This window comes from Paractinoplanes globisporus DSM 43857, from assembly GCF_000379645.1.
GTDB classification, from domain to species: domain Bacteria; phylum Actinomycetota; class Actinomycetes; order Mycobacteriales; family Micromonosporaceae; genus Actinoplanes; species Actinoplanes globisporus.
Map to the genome: position 1 here is coordinate 41684 of NZ_KB903333.1, position 15595 is coordinate 57278.

The following is a 15595-nucleotide window of genomic DNA, read 5'->3' on the forward strand; positions in this document are numbered from 1 at the left end:
GGCGTGGGCCGGACGGGTTGGCGTGGGCCGGAGGGGTCGGCGTGGGCCTGACGGGTTGGCGTGGGCCGGAGGGGTCGGCGTGGGCCGGAGGGGTCGGGTGGCCCGGAGGGCCGGATCGGCCGGGGTCGGCCGGAGGGGCAGGGTGGCCGGAGTGTCAGGGGAGGGACCAGGACTGGCTGGCCCCGCCGGTGCAGGAACTGACGCGGGTGGTGGCGCCGGCCTGCCCCGGGTCGGTGAGGCACGCGCCGCTGGACGGGTTGACCAGGGAGTTCGCCGGGCCGGCTCGCCACTGGGCCGCGGCCGCGTCGCCGCAGGTGGCTACATGGACGGTGGAGTCGCCGGTCACCGCGGCGCAGCGTCCCGACACCCGCAGGGTGCCATCCGTGGCCAGGGTGAACGACTGGGCCGACAGGTTGGCGCAGGTGGCCACCATGACCGGGCTGCCGTCGAGGCCGAGCAGGCCGCCCATCGCGAGGCAGCGGCCGCTCGCGGCGGTCACCTTGCCGGTGCGGGCGGAACCGGGCGGCGGGGCGAGCGTCGACCCGGCCGAGGTCAGCGACGGGGCCGGCGACGAGGGCGCCGAAGCGATCGCCGAGCCGGATGAGCTGGCGGAGACCGACGGCGACACCGACGCGCTGTGCGAGGCGGACGCACGGGCCGAGGCGGCCGTGGGGTCGGCCGGCAGGGCGGTCGTGAAATGGGGGAGGGCTGCTCCGGGCTGGGTGGTGTCCTTCTCGGGCGTGAAGATCAGCCAGCCTGCGACCGCCAGCGCCAGGGCGACACCGCCGGCCAGGATCAGCAGCCGCAGCGGCACGCCGAGAGCCCGCCGGGGTCGTTTGGTGGGCGTAGGCGGCGGTGTCGGCTCGTCGTCGACGATCGCGGGCTGGATCACCGTCGGGGCGTCGGCGGGGTCGCGCGCGGGCTTCTCGGGGACGGGGCCGACATAGGGCCTGACCAGGACGGGGTCGGGCCGGCCGGTGCCGTCGTCGTGGAGGTCGCTCATCTCTCGCCTGGGGTGGAGGGGCGGTAAGGACAGGTAGGTGACCATACGCGAAATTCGCTCGAAGGGATCAAAGCGCGTGTCCGGATCGTGAGGTAAGCGCTTTCCTCAGGATGAAGAGCGATCACCATGCATCGATTGACATGGATCACCGCGGGCGCGTACCGGTAGCCACATGACTCCACCGCTGACCCGCCGCACCCTGCTCACCGGCGCCCTGGCCGCCGCTGCGCCACTGCCCGCCCTCGACCTCGCGGCGGACGAGTCGCCGACGGCCGAGCTGCACTGGCTCGACGGGCCGCCGCGCGAGACCGCCGGCTGCGCCTGGGGCGTGCCGTGGCCGCGCGGCCGTCTCGCCCGGGGCACCAAGCTCGCGCTGGAGACAGCCGACGGCGCGGCCGTGCCGGTGCAGTCCTGGCCGCTCGCGTACTGGCCGGACGGCACCCTCAAATGGACCGGGCACGCCATCGCGGCCGGATCGGAATCGGTCGGCTACCGGCTGGCGCCGGGCACGCCCGCCAACCCCGAAAACCCGGTCGCCGTACGGCGGGAACACGGCGACCTGGTGCTGTCGAACGGCACGGTCGAGGTGCGCCTGGCCTCCCGCGGCGACGTGCCGATCCGCGAGATCCGCCGGGAAGGCCGCACCACCGCGACCACCGGCCGCCTCGTGCTCGACCTGCAGGACCGTCCCGACGACGACGCCGGCGCCCCGGTCCGCTCCGCCTACCGCGCCACCGTCGAGCAGGCCACGGTCGAGCAGGACGGCCCGGTCCGCGCCGTCGTGCGGCTCACCGGCTCCTACCGCCGGGGCAACCGCCGGATTCTGCCCTGGACCCTGCGCGTCTACCTGACCGGCGGCGAGGCGATCCGGCTCGTGCACAGCTTCACCTGGGACGCCGACCCGGCCCGTGACTTCGTCCGCGGGCTCGGCCTGCGCTTCGACGTGCCGATGGCCGACTCCACGTACGACCGGCACGTGCGTTTCGGCGTGGTCGGCGGCGGCGTGTGGGGCGAGCCGGTGCGGGTGCTCACCGGCCTGCGCCGCGACCCGGGCGCCGCGGTCAACGCCGCCCAGGTCAACGGCACCGCGACGCCGCCGGTCGCCGAGTGGAACCCCCAGGTCAGCGCCGGTTACCAGCAGCTCGCCGAGTGGAACGACTTCCGGCTCACCCAGGAGTCGGCCGACCACTTCACCGTGGCCAAGCGCACCTCGGCCGCCGGGAGCTGGCTGCGGCACGCCGGCCGGGGAGCGCGGGCGAGCGGCTTCGGTTACTGCGGCGGTGTCTCGGGCGGGCTCGGCTTCGGCCTCACCGACTTCTGGCAGCGTTTCCCGCGGGCGCTCGACATCCGCGGCGCGGCCGGGGCCACCGCCGAGGTGACGCTCTGGTCGTGGTCGCCGTACGCCCCGGCGATGGACCTGCGGCACTACGACACGACCGCGCACGGGCTGGACCTCAGCTACGAGGACGTGCAGGAGGGGTTCAGCACCCCCGAGGGGATCGTCGGCTCCACCGAAATGGTGCTGTGGGCGTTGGACCGTACGCCCGCTCGAAGCCGCATCGCGGCGCTGGAGGCCGCTCTCACCGCAACCCCGCAGCTGGTCGCGGCCCCCGAGTGGTACCACGCGGCCGGCGTCTTCGGCCGCTGGAGCCTGCCCGACCACAGCACCTCGGCCCGGGCCACGCTCGAGGCGGCGCTGGACAACGAGATCGCCTTCTACGCCGGCCAGGCCGAGCAGCGGCAGTGGTACGGCTTCTGGAACTACGGCGACGTCATGCACACCTACGACCTGGACCGGCACGAGTGGCGGTACGACGTCGGCGGCTACGCCTGGGACAACGCCGAGCTCGGCACCGACGCGCTGCTCTGGTACGCGTTCCTGCGCTCGGGCCTCCCCGCGCATTTCCGGCTTGCCCGGCGGATGACACGGCACGTCAGCGAGGTCGACACGCACCACACCGGACGGTTCGCCGGGCTCGGCTCCCGGCACAACGTCTCGCACTGGGGCGACGGCGCGAAGGAGGCGCGGATCGGCGAGTCGTTCACCAGGCGCTTCGCCTACTACCTGACCGCGGACGAGCTGCTCGGCGAGCTGATCCGCACGTCGCTGCGGGCCGACAAGACACTGCTCACCGTCGAGCCGCTGCGCGAGGTGCTGCCGCCGCAGACGCTCGCGCCGACCCGCCTGCGCATCGGTCCCGACTGGTACGCGCTGGTCAGCAACTGGCTGGCCGAGTGGGAGCGCACCGGCGACACCCGCTGGCGCGACCGCATCGTCACCGGCATGACCGACATCGCGGCATTTCCCGCCGGGCTGTTCACCGGCGAGGCGGGCGGCGCGGTCGGCTTCGACCCCGCGACCGGCCACCTCACCAACCTCACCAAGGGCGACTACACCGGCGGCTACAACCTGGCGATGGCCTTCGCCGGCGAGCAGATCCTCTGGGAGGCGCTCGACCTCGTCGACGTCCCGGCCTTCAAAGCGGTATTCCTGGAATTCGCCCGATATGTGCAGGCGCCGAGTGCCGAGAAGATCGCCCACTACGGCTTCGATTTCAACCCGGGCGTCTTCCCCACGATCTACTCACGAGTGACCGCGTGGGCCGGGGAACAGCTGGGCGACCCGGCGATCCGCCGGCGTGGCTGGACCGCGTTCCTCAACGACCCGGCCGGCAAGCCCTGGCCGGCCCCGGTCACGATCGGCGGCGAGGTGGTCGCGAACCCCGTACAGGAGATCCCCACGACCGCCGACTTCGCGACGAACGACTTCGCCCAGCGCGGCCTGGCGATCATCTCGCTACTGGCCATCGCCCCCGGCGAGGCACCCTGACAGTCCGGACCGCGTGTCGCAGCCCAGCTTCTGGAAGACGTGCGTGAGGTGGGTCTCGACGGTGCGCCGCGTGACGTACAGCTGCTGGGCGATCTCCCGATTGCTCAGCCCGCTCGCGGCCATCGTCGCCACCCGGTGCTCGGCCGGCGTCAGGGCCAGGGAGTCCGACCGCGGCCGCGCCCCGGTGGCCCGCAGTTCCTCCCGGCACCGCCGGGCGAGCAGCCGCATGCCACCCTGCTCGGCCAGCCCCAGGGCCTTGGTCAGCGGCTCGCGAGCGGCGGCCCGGTGGTTGGCCCGGCGCAGCGTGGCGCCCAGTGCGGCCAGCACCCGCACGTACTCCAGCCGGCACGGCGAGGGAGCGAGCACGGAAACCGCCTCCCGCAGGACCTCGGCCGCCGCGTCGTGCTCCAGCGTCCCGGCCAGCGCCCGCAGCCCCGCACCGCGCGGCCCGGGCAGCCCGAGCCGGTCGGCCAGCACGAGGTGCTCCTCGGCGAGCAGCCGGGCCGCCCGGGCGTCGCCCAGCGCGACCAGCGCCCGGCAGTCGTCGACCCGCCAGGTCGCCAGCCCCGGATGGGTGACGTCCAGCTCCTTCCAGGTGCCGGCCGCGGCGGTCAGGTCGGCGTGCGCGTCGGCCGGCCGGTGCTGGGCCAGCCGCAGCCGGGCGCGGCGCTCGAGCAAGAGCCCGGTGGCGATCCAGCCCTCCGACGGCTCGCCGGTGGCCGTCAGCACCGCGTCGGCCTCGGCCGGCTCGTCCAGCTCGATGAGCGCCTCGACCAGCGGGAAGATCGACCAGAGCAGGGCCGCGGGCGGGCTGTTGGCCCGCTTGAAGTCGTACGCGAGCCGCGCGTCGGCCTCGGCGTCGCGGATCCGGCCCGCGGCCAGGTGGGCCATGGACCGCAGGAAGCTGCCGTGCGCGAGCGCTATCCGCCACCCGCGCGGCCGGGCCAGGTCGATGAGCGCGGTGCACCGGTCGCGGGCCTCGTCGATGTCGCCGTAGACGATCAGCGAGAACTTCGCGAACGTGGCCAGGATCGAGTCGTAGTCCTCCGGCGGCAGGGGAGTGGCCAGCCAGGCGCGGGGCTCGTCGGCCGGCCGCGCGTCGCAGAGCGCCTCCCACGCCTCGCAGACCCGCCACACCGGCATCTCCGACGGCGCCGCGCGCCGCACCAGCTCGTGCGCCTCGGCCGCGCCGCCGGCCCGGATGCACAGGTCGCCGATCATCTCGGCCTCGAGCCGGGACAGCACCTCGGGGTCGGCTCCCTCCGGCTGCGACAGCCCGAGCCGGCATAGGCGTACGGCATCCTCGAAGTAACCGGCCAGGCCGAGCGCGCGGGCGCTCGCCAGCGCGAGACGGGCGCGCTGCCGCGGATCGGCGGCCATCTCGACGGCCGAGTCGAGCAGGCCGAGCGCGCCCGGCCCGACCTGGGCGGCGAGCACGAGACCGAGCCGGCAACGCACATCGGCCTCGTCGGCCCGGTCGGGCGGCGGCTCGGCGAGGGCCCGCCGCAGGAAGGCCGCGGCGCTTTCCGGGGCCCCGCGCCGGGTGGCGCCGTCGGCGGCCGAGCGCAGGGTCCGCACGGTCTCCGCGTCCCGGGCCGGCTCGCTGTGCAGCAGGTGGAGGGCGACCGCCTCCGGGTCGGCCCGCTCGCGGGTGAGGATGGCCGCGGCCCGGCCGTGCCACTGCGCCCGCTCATCGGCCGGCAGCCCCTGATAGAGCGCACCGGCCACCAGCGGGTGCACCAGCTCGCGGTAGTTGAGCAGGCCCGCCGAGCGCAGCCGGTCGGCGATCTTCGCGGCCTCCCGGGTCTCGATGCCGGCCAGCTCGGCCGCGTGCCGCAGCGGCGCGCCCCGGCCGAGCACGGCGAACGCCCGGGCCAGCGCCTCGGCCCCGGCCGGCAGGCGGGACAGCTGCCGCTCGATGGCCCGGGCGACCTGCTCGGGCCCGAACGAGCTGAGCCGGGCCGCGACCTCGGCGGTCGGGTCGACGCGCTCGGACCGCAGGTGGCTCAGCAGCGCGCCGAGCAGGAACGGGTTTCCGGCCGTGGCGGCGTGGCAGGACTGCGCGAACCCGGGCGCGGCGCCGGGCAGACGCTCGTCGACGACCGCCTCCACCGCCGCCGGGCCGAGCGGGCCCGGCCGCACCGGCGGCTCGTCGGTGGCCGCGAGCAGGTCGGCCACGAGCGCGGGCTCGGACGGCGGCTCGCCCGAGCGCACCGCGCAGAGGATGCCCAGCGGCAGGTCGGCGATCTGCCGCACGAGCTGCAGCAGCCAGCGCAGCGAGGGCGCGTCGGCCCAGTGCACGTCGTCGACCACGAGCAGGGCCGGGCCGCGCTCGGCCAGCCCGCAGGCGAGCCAGACCAGGCCGTGTGCGGCGGCGTGCATGGCCTCGCCGTCGAGGGCCGGCTCGGCGCCGTCGGCGTCCAGCGCGCGGCGGGACAGGGCCGCGGCCCCGACGGCGAGCGTCTCCCATTCCGTGCCGCCGCGCAGCGGAGCGAACAGCTGCCGGGCGATGCCCCAGCCGGCGTCGTGCTCGAGCGGGCCGCCCCACGCCCGTAGCACGCGCACGCCGGAGGCGGCCGCGGCCCGGGCGGCCGCGGCGATCAGGCTGGACTTGCCGATGCCGGCCGGGCCCTCGACGAGGATCAGCCGGCCGGTGCCGGCGCGCACGTCGCCGAGCCGGGAGTCGAGGGTGGCCATCTCGGCGTCGCGCTGGAGCAGCACGCGAGGCATGGTCTGACGGTAGGCCCGCCGGGCCCGCCACGAAACCTCGTGGTCGGATCCACGATTCACCAAGCGTCGATTCGGCCGAGCATCGTGAGCATGACGACCACCACACCCGAATACTCGCTCCGGCGGGCGCCGGAGGAATACGAACGGCTGCGGGCACAGGCCCGCGTCTGGGAGGCCGCAACCGGCCGCCTGCTGGACCGGATCGGGCTCGCCGCGGGCGCCCGATGTCTCGACGCCGGGTGCGGCCCGGGCGAGACGATGCGGCTGATGGCGCTGCGGGTCGGCCCGGCCGCCCGGGTCACCGGCATCGACGTCGACGCGGCGCTGGCCGCCGACACCGAGCACATGCTGCACGCGGCCGGCCACCGGCAGTGCCGGGTGATCGCGCACGACCTCACCGCGTACGAGTCGGTGCCCGGCGGGCCGTACGACCTGGTCTTCGCCCGCCTGCTGCTGTTCCACCTGCCGGAGCGGGTCGCCGTGCTGCGCCGCCTGTGGCAGGCGGTCGCGCCGGGCGGTCACCTGCTGGTGCAGGACTACGACCTGGAGACGGTCGGCGTGCTCCCGCCGTCGGCGGCGCTCGACGAGGCCGGTCGCCTGATCTTCGACACGTTCGGCGCGATGGGCTGCGACGTGCGGGCCGGCGCGACCCTGCCGACCCTGTTCGCGCAGGCCGGGGTGGGCGAGCCCGACGGCACGGACGTGGCCGGCCGGCTCGAGCCGTACGGCACCGGCCGGCACATGGTGTCGAGCGTGGTCCGCAGCCTGCTCCCGGCCACCCTCGCCCGCGGCGTCGCGACGGCCGCCCAGGTGGAGGCGGCGCTGGCCGACCTGGAGGCGGACGCGACCCGGCACCCGGACCGCCCGATGACCTGGCCGCTGATGATGGGCGCCTGGAAGCGGAAATGAACGGCCTGGACGTCCCGCGGATCCGCTCGCACTTCGACTTCCCCGCCGCCGGGCGGGTGGTCACCAACAACGCGGCCAGCACCCAGCCACCCCGCGAGCTGGTCGAGTTGTTCCGCCGGCTGGCCCCCTGGTACGAGAATGTCCACCGGGGCCAGTCGGCGGCCTCTCGGCGCACCACCGCGATGTTCGAGGCGTCCTACGACACGATCGCGGCCTGGCTGAACGCGCCGAGCCGGCGCAGCGTCACGATGTTCCGCAACACGACCGAGGCGATAAACGCGGTCATGTACTCGCTGCTCACCGAGTTCCGCGACGGCGACAACGTGGTCAGCACGCTGCTCGAGCACAACTCCAACTACGTGCCGTGGCACGGGCTGTGCCGGGAGATCCTGCCGCGCCTCGGCCGCCGGGTCGAGTTGCGGCTGGCCCGCTTCGACGCGGACGGCCGGCTCGACCTCGACCACCTGGCGTCCCTGGTGGACGAGCGGACCAAGCTGGTCTGCTGCACCGGCGCGTCGAACTTCTTCGGCAGCAAGCCCGACCTCGCGAAGGTGCGCGAGATCGCCGACGCCGGTGGCTACCCCCAGCCGACCGGCGAGCGGCGGGCGTTGCTGCTGGTGGACGCCGCCCAGCTGGCGCCGACCAGCGCGCTCGACGTGCGGGCGCTCGACGTCGACTACCTGGCGTTCTCGTTCCACAAGATGCTGGCGCCGTTCGGCGTCGGTGTCCTCTACGCCAAGGAGCACCTGCTCGACCACGCGATGCCGTTCCTCTACGGCGGCGACATGATCGCCGAGGGCCGGGTGACGGCGGAGTCGGTCGCCTGGAACGACCTGCCGTGGAAGTTCACGGCGGGCACCCCGAACATCCTCGGCACGATCGTCTCGGCCCAGGCCCTGCGCCTGCTCGTCGATCTGGTCCTGCCCACCTCGTTCTTCGGCGGCGCCGGGCCGCTGCCACGCGTCGCGGTCGAGGAGGTGATGGCCCGGATCGGCCGGCACACCGCGGATCTCACGGCCCGGTGCATGGCCGGGCTCCGATCAAATTCCCACCTCGTGACGTACGGCCCGGAGCGCCGCACGCCGTTGGTGGCGTTCAACATCGAGGGGCTGAGCCCGTTCGCGGTGGCCGAGGCGCTCGACCGCCGAGGCGTCGAGGCGCGCGCCGGCTGCCACTGCGCGACGCTGGCCCACCAGGCGCTCGGCCTCGACCCGCCGGCCAGCTGCCGCCTGAGCTTCGCCCTCTACAACACGGTCGAGGACGTCGACCGGGCGGTCGAGGCGGTCCGCGAGATCGCCGGCGGCTACTCGGCGATCAGCGACCTGGCGAGGTTGCGCGGGTGATCGGGCAATTGTGACTTTCCGTGTTTATCCGGCGGCGGCCGGGCGGGCGCGGCGCGGAGCGGACAGGCTTCCGGGATGGACTTGCCGCGGCCGGGGTGGCGGCGGAAGCGCGCCCGCGTGCCGGCCGCCTTGCTGGTGCCCGCGGTGCTGATGGCCGTCGCGGCCTGTGGCTCCTCGGATACGTCCGGGTCGTCGGGCACCGCGAGCGCCGCGCCCGCGGTCGCGCCCTACCTCGACATCGTGAGCGGCTCGTCCGATATTTCCGATATCTCCGCGAAGACCGGGCAGGCGTCGTTCACCGTGGGCTTCGTCGTGGCGTCCTCGTCCGGGGGCTGCACGCCGACGTGGGGCGGGTCGACGGCGATCGACGACGGCACGATCAAGGCCGCGATCGCGAAGATCAAGGCGGCCGGCGGGAAGGCGATCGTCGCGACCGGCGGGGAGACCGGGCCGTACCTGGAGACCGCTTGCTCGGCGTCGGAGCTGGCCTCTGCGTACGGGAAAGTCCTGGATGTTGTGGGGAGCAACTATCTCGACGTGGACATCGAGCAGACCGTCGACCCGGCGACGGTCACCGCCGCCCTGGCCACCGTGCAGAAGGCCCGGCGGACCGCGATCACCCTGACCCTGCCGGTCGACGGCACCGAGGCCGGGCTCACCGACGCCGCGATCGCGCTGCTGACCAGCGCCAAGAACGCCGGCCTCGACGTCACCGTGAACGCGATGACGATGAACTTCACCGCCACCGGCGACTGGGGCACGGCGATGACCACGGCCACCGAGGCGGTCAAGGACGATGTGGCGCGCCTCTGGTCCGATCGGAGCGACGCCGAGGTGTACGCGATGCTCGGCGTCACCCCGATGATCGGAGTCAACGACACCGGGCCGGTCACCACCCTCGCGAACGCCAAGACGCTGCTGAGCTGGGCCGAGGCCAGGGGGCTCGGTTTCGTGCGGTTCTGGTCGGTCAACCGCGACAACGGAGACTGCGCCGACGGCTCGGTCAGCCCCACGTGCAGCGGGATCGGGCAGTCCGCCTACGCCTTCACCGCGTTGTTCAAGACCTTCGCCTAGAACGGGTCGCGGAGGTACCGCTATTGACGCGAATCGATCGTAGGATAGCCGAAAACCCCTGAGGTAAGCGCATTCCCGAGGAGACGACGATGAATATCGCGCGGTTGGTGACGGCGCTGGCGGCGACCACTCTCGTGCTCGCGGTGGCGACCCCGGCCCACGCCGATGAGTCCACATCGGCCCCGGGCACGGTGACCCGGCCGATCCTCTCCCGGGCGGAGGCCGCGCCCTTCGTTCCCCGCACCTACTTCGGCTTTTCGGGCGAATACGAGGCGCCGGTCGCCGACCCCTGGCACCCCGCCCCGATCGTCACCCCGCGCCGCCCCGACCTGCTCGTCGGCGGCCACGGCTTCGCCACCGTGCAGGAGGCGGTGAACGCGGCCTACCGCGCCGGCGGCACCGAGCGCCGCTTCATCGGTATCCTCCCCGGCGTCTACCCGGGCACCGTCTTCATCCCGGCCGGCTCGCCGCCGCTGACCCTGTACGGCCTCGGCCGCCCCGCCGACGTCCGGCTCGAGTTCACCGTCGACGCCACCGTCACGCCCGCCGCCTGGGCCGCCCTGGTCAACGCCGACGGCCGCTACGCCGAGGGCGACCCGGCCTGGCCGATGTTCCAGTCCTGCGCCACCAAGACCAGCGCCACCGCCGGCCTGTGCGCCACCGTGGTCTGGGCGCAGAGCACCGACCTGCAGCTCAAGGGCCTGACCATCACCAACACCCTGCTCGACACCGTCGACCGCGGCACGCACCAGGCGCTCGCCCTGCGCACCGACGCCGACCGCACCCAGCTCGAGGGCATGCGGCTGATCTCTCGGCAGGACACGTTCCTCGCCAACGCGGACGACGTCGCGCGTATCGCCCGGGTCTCCGTGCGCGACAGCTACATCGAGGGCGATACCGACTTCGTCTTCGGCCGGGCCGCCGCCGTCTTCACCGCCACCCACTTCCACCTGGTCTCGTCGCGCAAGGCCTCCGGCGGCGTCATCTTCGCGCCCAATACCGCCCCGAACTATCCGTACGGCTTCCTGGTCACGCACTGCCTGATCACCGCCGACGACGGCTACGCGGCCGCGCCCACCGGCTTCCTCGGCCGCGCCTGGGACCAGGGTGCGAGCGCCACCGGCTACCTCCCCGGCATCACGCCGAACGGCCAGCTCGTGATCCGCGACAGCCTGATCGGCGCCGGCTTCAACGCCGTCACGCCGTGGGCGCCGGCCGCCACGACAGCCCGGCCGTTCGCCGCTCGCATCGACGACGGCCGCGACCTCAACGACATCAACTACAACCGCCTCTACGAGTACGCGAACGGGGGGCGGGCACATCGCATCGGTTGAGACGAATATGGTTGCCGCATGGAGCCGCTCTTGAGCCTGCGCACGTTCCTCGCCGAGGTCGAGGCGCTCGGCGAGCTGCGCGAGGTGCGCGGCGCACACTGGAATCTCGAGCTCGGTGCGATCGCCGAGCTCAGCTATCGCTCACCGCAGCCGAAGGCGCTGCTGTTCTCCGAGATCGAGGGCTATCCGAGCGGCCGGGTGCTGACCGGCAGCACCGGCTCGGCCCGCCGGCTCGGGCTCACCCTGCGGCTCGGCGACAAGCACACCGACGAGTCCCTGGTCGAGGCTCTGCGCGGCAAGCCGTCGGCCTGGGCCGCCGCCGCGCGCGACTTCCCGGTGCTGCCGGTGACCGACGCGCCGCTGCTCGCCAACCAGGTGGCCGGCGAGATCAACCTGCTGGAGTTCCCGGTGCCGCGCTGGCACGAGCACGACGGCGGCCGGTTCATCGGCACCGGCTGTCTCGTGGTCACCAGCGACCCGGAAACCGGCGTGCACAACGGCGGCTGCTACCGGATGGAGGTGCAGGACGAGGGCCGATCGGTCACGATCGCGGCGGTTCCCGGCAAGCACGGCGCCCAGCACATCGACGCCTGGTTCGCGCGGCACGGCCGGGCGCCGGTCACCATCTCCTTCGGACACGACCCGCTGCTGCTCGCGCTGGGCGGCACCGAGGTTCCGCTGGGCGTCTCCGAGCTGGAGTACGCGGGAGCGGTCGCCGGCGAGCGCGTCCCGGTCGTCATCGCCCCCGACACCGGCCTGCCCATCCCGGCCGGCAGCGAGCTCGCGATCGAGGGCTGGCTGCGCCCCGGCCGGCTGCTGGAGGAGGGCCCGTTCGGCGAGTGGACCGGCTACTACTCGGGCAGCCGCCGCCCCGACCTGGCCATGGAGATCACCCGCCTCTACCACCGGGACGACCCGATCCTGCTCGGCGCCCCGCCCGGCCGCCCGCCGCACGACTACTCGTACATGCGCACGGTCATGAAGTCCGCGATGATCCACGACGAGCTGGTCGCCACCGGCGTGCCCGGCATCCGGAAGGCCTGGGCGCACGAGGCCGGCGGCGGCCGCCTGTTCGTGGGCGTCGCGATCGAGCAGCGGTACGCCGGGCACGCCCGCCAGGTCGGCCACCTGGCCGCCCAGCTGCCGGCCGCGGCCTACATGAACCGGTACGTCGTGGTGGTCGACGACGACATCGACCCGGCCGACCTCGACCAGCTGATCTGGGCGGTGTCGACGCGTACCGACCCGGCCGAGGACATCGAGATCCAGCGCCGCACCCGGGGCAGCCGGCTCGACCCGATGCTCCCGGAGGGCGCGACGCCGTACAACAGCCGCGCGGTCATCGACGCCTGCCGCCCCTGGGAGCGGCTGCGCTCGTTCCCCCGCGTCGCCGAGAGCGACCCGGCCTACCTGGCCGAGGTGCGCGCCCGCTGGGGTGAGGTTCTCGGCTGAGCCGGCCCGCGGTTCCACCACAGCGAGAGGAACACACCGGCGAACGCGAGCAGCACGCCGGCCAGCACGAACCAGACCGTGATCTCCATCTTCTGCTTGTGCAGGCCGATCTCCCGCGGCAGGTCGTTGAGCACGCCGGCCAGCTGGTCGGCGTCCTCGGCCTGGAAGTAGCGGCCGCCGGTGGTGTCGGCGACCTGCGTCAGCGCGTCCTCGTCGATCTCCTGGGTGCCGCGGCCGCCGGCGCGCCCGCCGAAGCCGCCCGGGAAGCCGCCCCGGCCCATCCCGAACTGGTCGGGGCCGACCTGGTCGGCCGTGCACACCATCGGGGCCGGCTCGGTGGTGCCGAAGCCGATCGTGAAGATACGCACCCGGCGGGCCGCGGCCTGCTGCGCGGCGGTGACCGGGTCGACGCCGGTGGTGTTGGAGCCGTCGGTGAGCACCACGATCGTGTCCGGCTGGTACTGGCCGAGGGTGCCGGGCGCGGCGTCGCCGAGGTCCACGCCGGTCTTCGCGACGTTCGGGTTGTGCTCGGCGATCGCGTCGATCGAGGTGAGGATCGCCTGGCCGATCGCGGTGCCGCGGGCCGTCTTCAGCCCGTTGATCGCGTCGATCAGCGCGTCCTTGTCGGTGGTCGGCGGCACGAGCAGGCCGGCTATCCCGGAGAACGCGACCAGCCCGATCTTCGTGCCGTCCTTCTGCGCCTTGATGAACTTGCGGGCCGCCTCGCTCGCCACGGTCAGCCGGTTGGGCGGGACGTCGGTGCTGCACATCGAGCCGGAGACGTCGATGGCCAGCAGGATCGAGGTGTTGTTGGTGGGCACCTGCACGGTGGCCTGCGGCCGGGTGACGCCGGCGCCGAGCGCGAGCAGCCCGGCCAGGAACAACCAGACCGGGATCCGCCGCTTCCATGAGCTGCGGCCGGGCAGCGCGGCCCGGATCAGGGCCACGCTCGAAACGGTCAGCGCCGTGCGCTTGCGCCGCCGGTTCATCCACCACCGGGCAAGCAGGAGCAGCGGCACGACGAGCAGGGCGAGCAACGCCCACGGCCAGCTGAGCGACATCAGACGAACCTCCCCTGCCAGCGGGTGCCCAGGAACGCGCCGAGCGCGAGCAGCAGCAGCGCGGCGCCCGCGAACGGCGCGGTCAGCTCGACCGGCTCCTTTTTCGTGGTCAGCCGCAGGTCGATCGACCGGGTCGTGTCGGCCAGCTGCGTGGCGTCGCCGGCCTGGTGGTACGCGCCACCGGTGACCTGCGCGATCTCGGTGAGCAGCTGCTCGTCCAGCGCCGTGGCCAGCTGGTAGCCGTCCACCTCGACGGTGCCGCCCTTCGCGGTGCCGACGCCGACGGTCTGTATGCGTACCCCGGCGGCGGCCGCGAGCTCGGAGGCCGCCTCGGCGTCCGGGCCGCCGGTGTCCTGCCCGTCGGAGAAGACCACGATCGTCGCGGACGGCCAGTAGCCGAGCGCCCGCGTGTCGGGCGCGGCACCGTCGGCGGGCAGCGCGACCGGCTTGCCGGTGATCGTGCCCAGCGCGACCAGGATGGCCTGCCCGAGAGAGGTGCCGCCGCTGGCCGCGGCCCGGTTGATCGCGGCGATCGCGGCGCCGTGGTCGTCGGTCGGCTGCTGGGTGACCAGGGCCTGCTCGCCGAAGACGACCACGCCCACGTCGACCGAGTCGGGCTGGTCGTCGACGAACGAGGCGGCGGCCGCCTGCGCGGCGGCCAGCCGGGACGGCGCCACGTCGGTGGCCTTCATGCTGTTGGAGACGTCGAAGGCGAGCAGCACGGTCCCGGCGACCCGGGGCACGGCGAGCTCGGCCTGCGGGCGGGCCAGCCCGGCGATGAGCACCGGCAGGGCCGCGAGCAGCAGGGCGTACGGCATGTGGCGCCGAAGCGACGCCCGGCGTGACCGGACCGGGGCGAAGCCCGCCGCGGTCATGGCGGCGGTGCGCCGCTTCTGCACCGCGACGTACGCCGCGATCGCGGCCGCCGTGACCAGGACGGCGACCCCGAGCAGGAGCGGATGGTCGAAGTTCACCGGCGCCCCCGCCCGGACTGCTGGACCATCGTGACCAGCGCGGCCAGCAGGTCCTGGTCGGTGGTGATCCGGTACGCGCCGACGCCGGCCGTGCGCATCGCCGCGGCGACCGCGTCCTCTCGTGCGTCGACCTGGGTGGCCAGCCGGCCCCGCAGCAGCGGGTCGCTCGTGTCGACCAGCAGTTGCTCGCCGGTCTCCGCGTCCTCGACCAGGACCAGGCCGAGGTCGGGCAGGTCGAGCTCGGCCGGATCGACGATCCGGATCACCACGACCTCGTGCCGGTGGGTGAGCCGGGCCAGCTCCCGTTCCCAGCCGGGGTCGCCGATGAAGTCGGACATCACGAAGATCAGGCTGCGGCGCCGGACCGTGGTGGCGGCGGCCAGGCGGAACATTCCTGACAAATCGGTGGTGTTGGAGCTGCGCGACTTCGCCGCCGGCCGGAGCAGGTCACGAGCGATCCGCAGGATCTGATCGCGGCCCGTACGCGGCGGGATCACCTGCTGCGCGTCGTTGTCGAAGAGGATCGCGCCGACCCGGTTGCCGCCCTGCGACACGAGCCGGCCCAGGCTGATCGCGAGCTCGGCCGCCACCGACTCCTTGCCGGCCTCCCGCCCGAACCGCATCGAGGCCGAGCGGTCGATGACCAGCCAGCAGGTCATCTCCCGGTCCTCGGTGTAGAGCCGGACGTACGGCTCGTCGACCCGGGCCGTCACGTTCCAGTCGATGTGCCGGACGTCGTCCTCGGGCAGGTAGACCCGCAGGTCGGTGAAGTCGATCCCGGCGCCGTGCCACACCGTGCGATAGGCGCCCTGCAGCCGCCCGTCGAGGCGGCGCCCGAGCCGCCACTCGAGGCGCCGCAGCAGCCGTTCCGGTGCGGTCGTCATC

The 15595-nt window shown here is 73.8% G+C and carries 11 protein-coding genes; 6 read left to right on the forward strand and 5 right to left on the reverse strand.

Annotation, left to right across the window (positions count from 1 at the left end; genetic code table 11):
* Positions 1 to 154: 154 nt before the first annotated feature.
* Positions 155 to 1003, reverse strand: a complete 849-nt coding sequence (locus A3CQ_RS0140685; protein ID WP_020516724.1) for a ricin-type beta-trefoil lectin domain protein — start codon at positions 1001 to 1003, stop codon at positions 155 to 157.
* A gap of 172 nt (positions 1004 to 1175) precedes the next feature.
* Here A3CQ_RS0140685 and A3CQ_RS0140690 point away from each other — a divergent pair, with 172 nt between their 5' ends.
* Positions 1176 to 3833: an exo-rhamnogalacturonan lyase family protein gene (locus A3CQ_RS0140690; protein ID WP_020516725.1), complete on the forward strand. Its 2658-nt coding sequence runs from the start codon at positions 1176 to 1178 to the stop codon at positions 3831 to 3833.
* On the opposite strand, the gene A3CQ_RS0140695 is transcribed toward A3CQ_RS0140690, so the two are convergent.
* Positions 3801 to 6563: an ATP-binding protein gene (locus A3CQ_RS0140695; protein WP_026206762.1), complete on the reverse strand. Its 2763-nt coding sequence runs from the start codon at positions 6561 to 6563 to the stop codon at positions 3801 to 3803. The genes A3CQ_RS0140690 and A3CQ_RS0140695 overlap by 33 nt on opposite strands.
* A gap of 90 nt (positions 6564 to 6653) precedes the next feature.
* Here A3CQ_RS0140695 and A3CQ_RS58205 point away from each other — a divergent pair, with 90 nt between their 5' ends.
* The 5 genes from A3CQ_RS58205 to A3CQ_RS0140720 all read left to right on the forward strand — a co-directional run bounded on the left by A3CQ_RS58205 (position 6654) and on the right by A3CQ_RS0140720 (position 12675).
* On the forward strand, positions 6654 to 7472 hold the full coding sequence (locus tag A3CQ_RS58205) for a class I SAM-dependent methyltransferase (protein ID WP_084699442.1): 819 nt from the start codon (positions 6654 to 6656) through the stop codon (positions 7470 to 7472).
* Entirely contained in the window at positions 7469 to 8815 is a 1347-nt protein-coding gene (locus A3CQ_RS0140705; protein WP_020516728.1) for an aminotransferase class V-fold PLP-dependent enzyme, read from the forward strand. Before A3CQ_RS58205 ends, A3CQ_RS0140705 begins: the two co-directional genes overlap by 4 nt.
* A 75-nt stretch (positions 8816 to 8890) precedes the next feature.
* The gene (locus A3CQ_RS0140710; protein WP_020516729.1) at positions 8891 to 9889 is read left to right on the forward strand and encodes a glycoside hydrolase family 18 protein; all 999 of its coding nucleotides are present in this window, start codon (positions 8891 to 8893) and stop codon (positions 9887 to 9889) included.
* A gap of 89 nt (positions 9890 to 9978) precedes the next feature.
* On the forward strand, positions 9979 to 11223 hold the full coding sequence (locus A3CQ_RS0140715; protein ID WP_026206763.1) for a putative acyl-CoA thioester hydrolase: 1245 nt from the start codon (positions 9979 to 9981) through the stop codon (positions 11221 to 11223).
* Between the two features lie 18 nt (positions 11224 to 11241).
* On the forward strand, positions 11242 to 12675 hold the full coding sequence (locus A3CQ_RS0140720) for a UbiD family decarboxylase (protein ID WP_020516731.1): 1434 nt from the start codon (positions 11242 to 11244) through the stop codon (positions 12673 to 12675).
* Here A3CQ_RS0140720 and A3CQ_RS0140725 read toward each other — a convergent pair.
* Genes A3CQ_RS0140725 through A3CQ_RS0140735 form a run of 3 tightly spaced genes read right to left on the reverse strand, consistent with a single transcriptional unit; the run spans position 12630 to position 15594 of the window.
* Positions 12630 to 13736: a VWA domain-containing protein gene (locus A3CQ_RS0140725; protein WP_020516732.1), complete on the reverse strand. Its 1107-nt coding sequence runs from the start codon at positions 13734 to 13736 to the stop codon at positions 12630 to 12632. The genes A3CQ_RS0140720 and A3CQ_RS0140725 overlap by 46 nt on opposite strands.
* Positions 13736 to 14710 carry a VWA domain-containing protein gene (locus tag A3CQ_RS0140730; RefSeq protein WP_020516733.1) on the reverse strand — a complete coding sequence of 325 codons (975 nt, stop codon included), beginning with the start codon at positions 14708 to 14710 and terminating at the stop codon, positions 13736 to 13738. The genes A3CQ_RS0140725 and A3CQ_RS0140730 overlap by 1 nt, the downstream gene beginning before the upstream one ends.
* Positions 14707 to 15594: a DUF58 domain-containing protein gene (locus tag A3CQ_RS0140735; RefSeq protein ID WP_020516734.1), complete on the reverse strand. Its 888-nt coding sequence runs from the start codon at positions 15592 to 15594 to the stop codon at positions 14707 to 14709. The genes A3CQ_RS0140730 and A3CQ_RS0140735 overlap by 4 nt, the downstream gene beginning before the upstream one ends.
* Position 15595 lies beyond the last annotated feature (1 nt).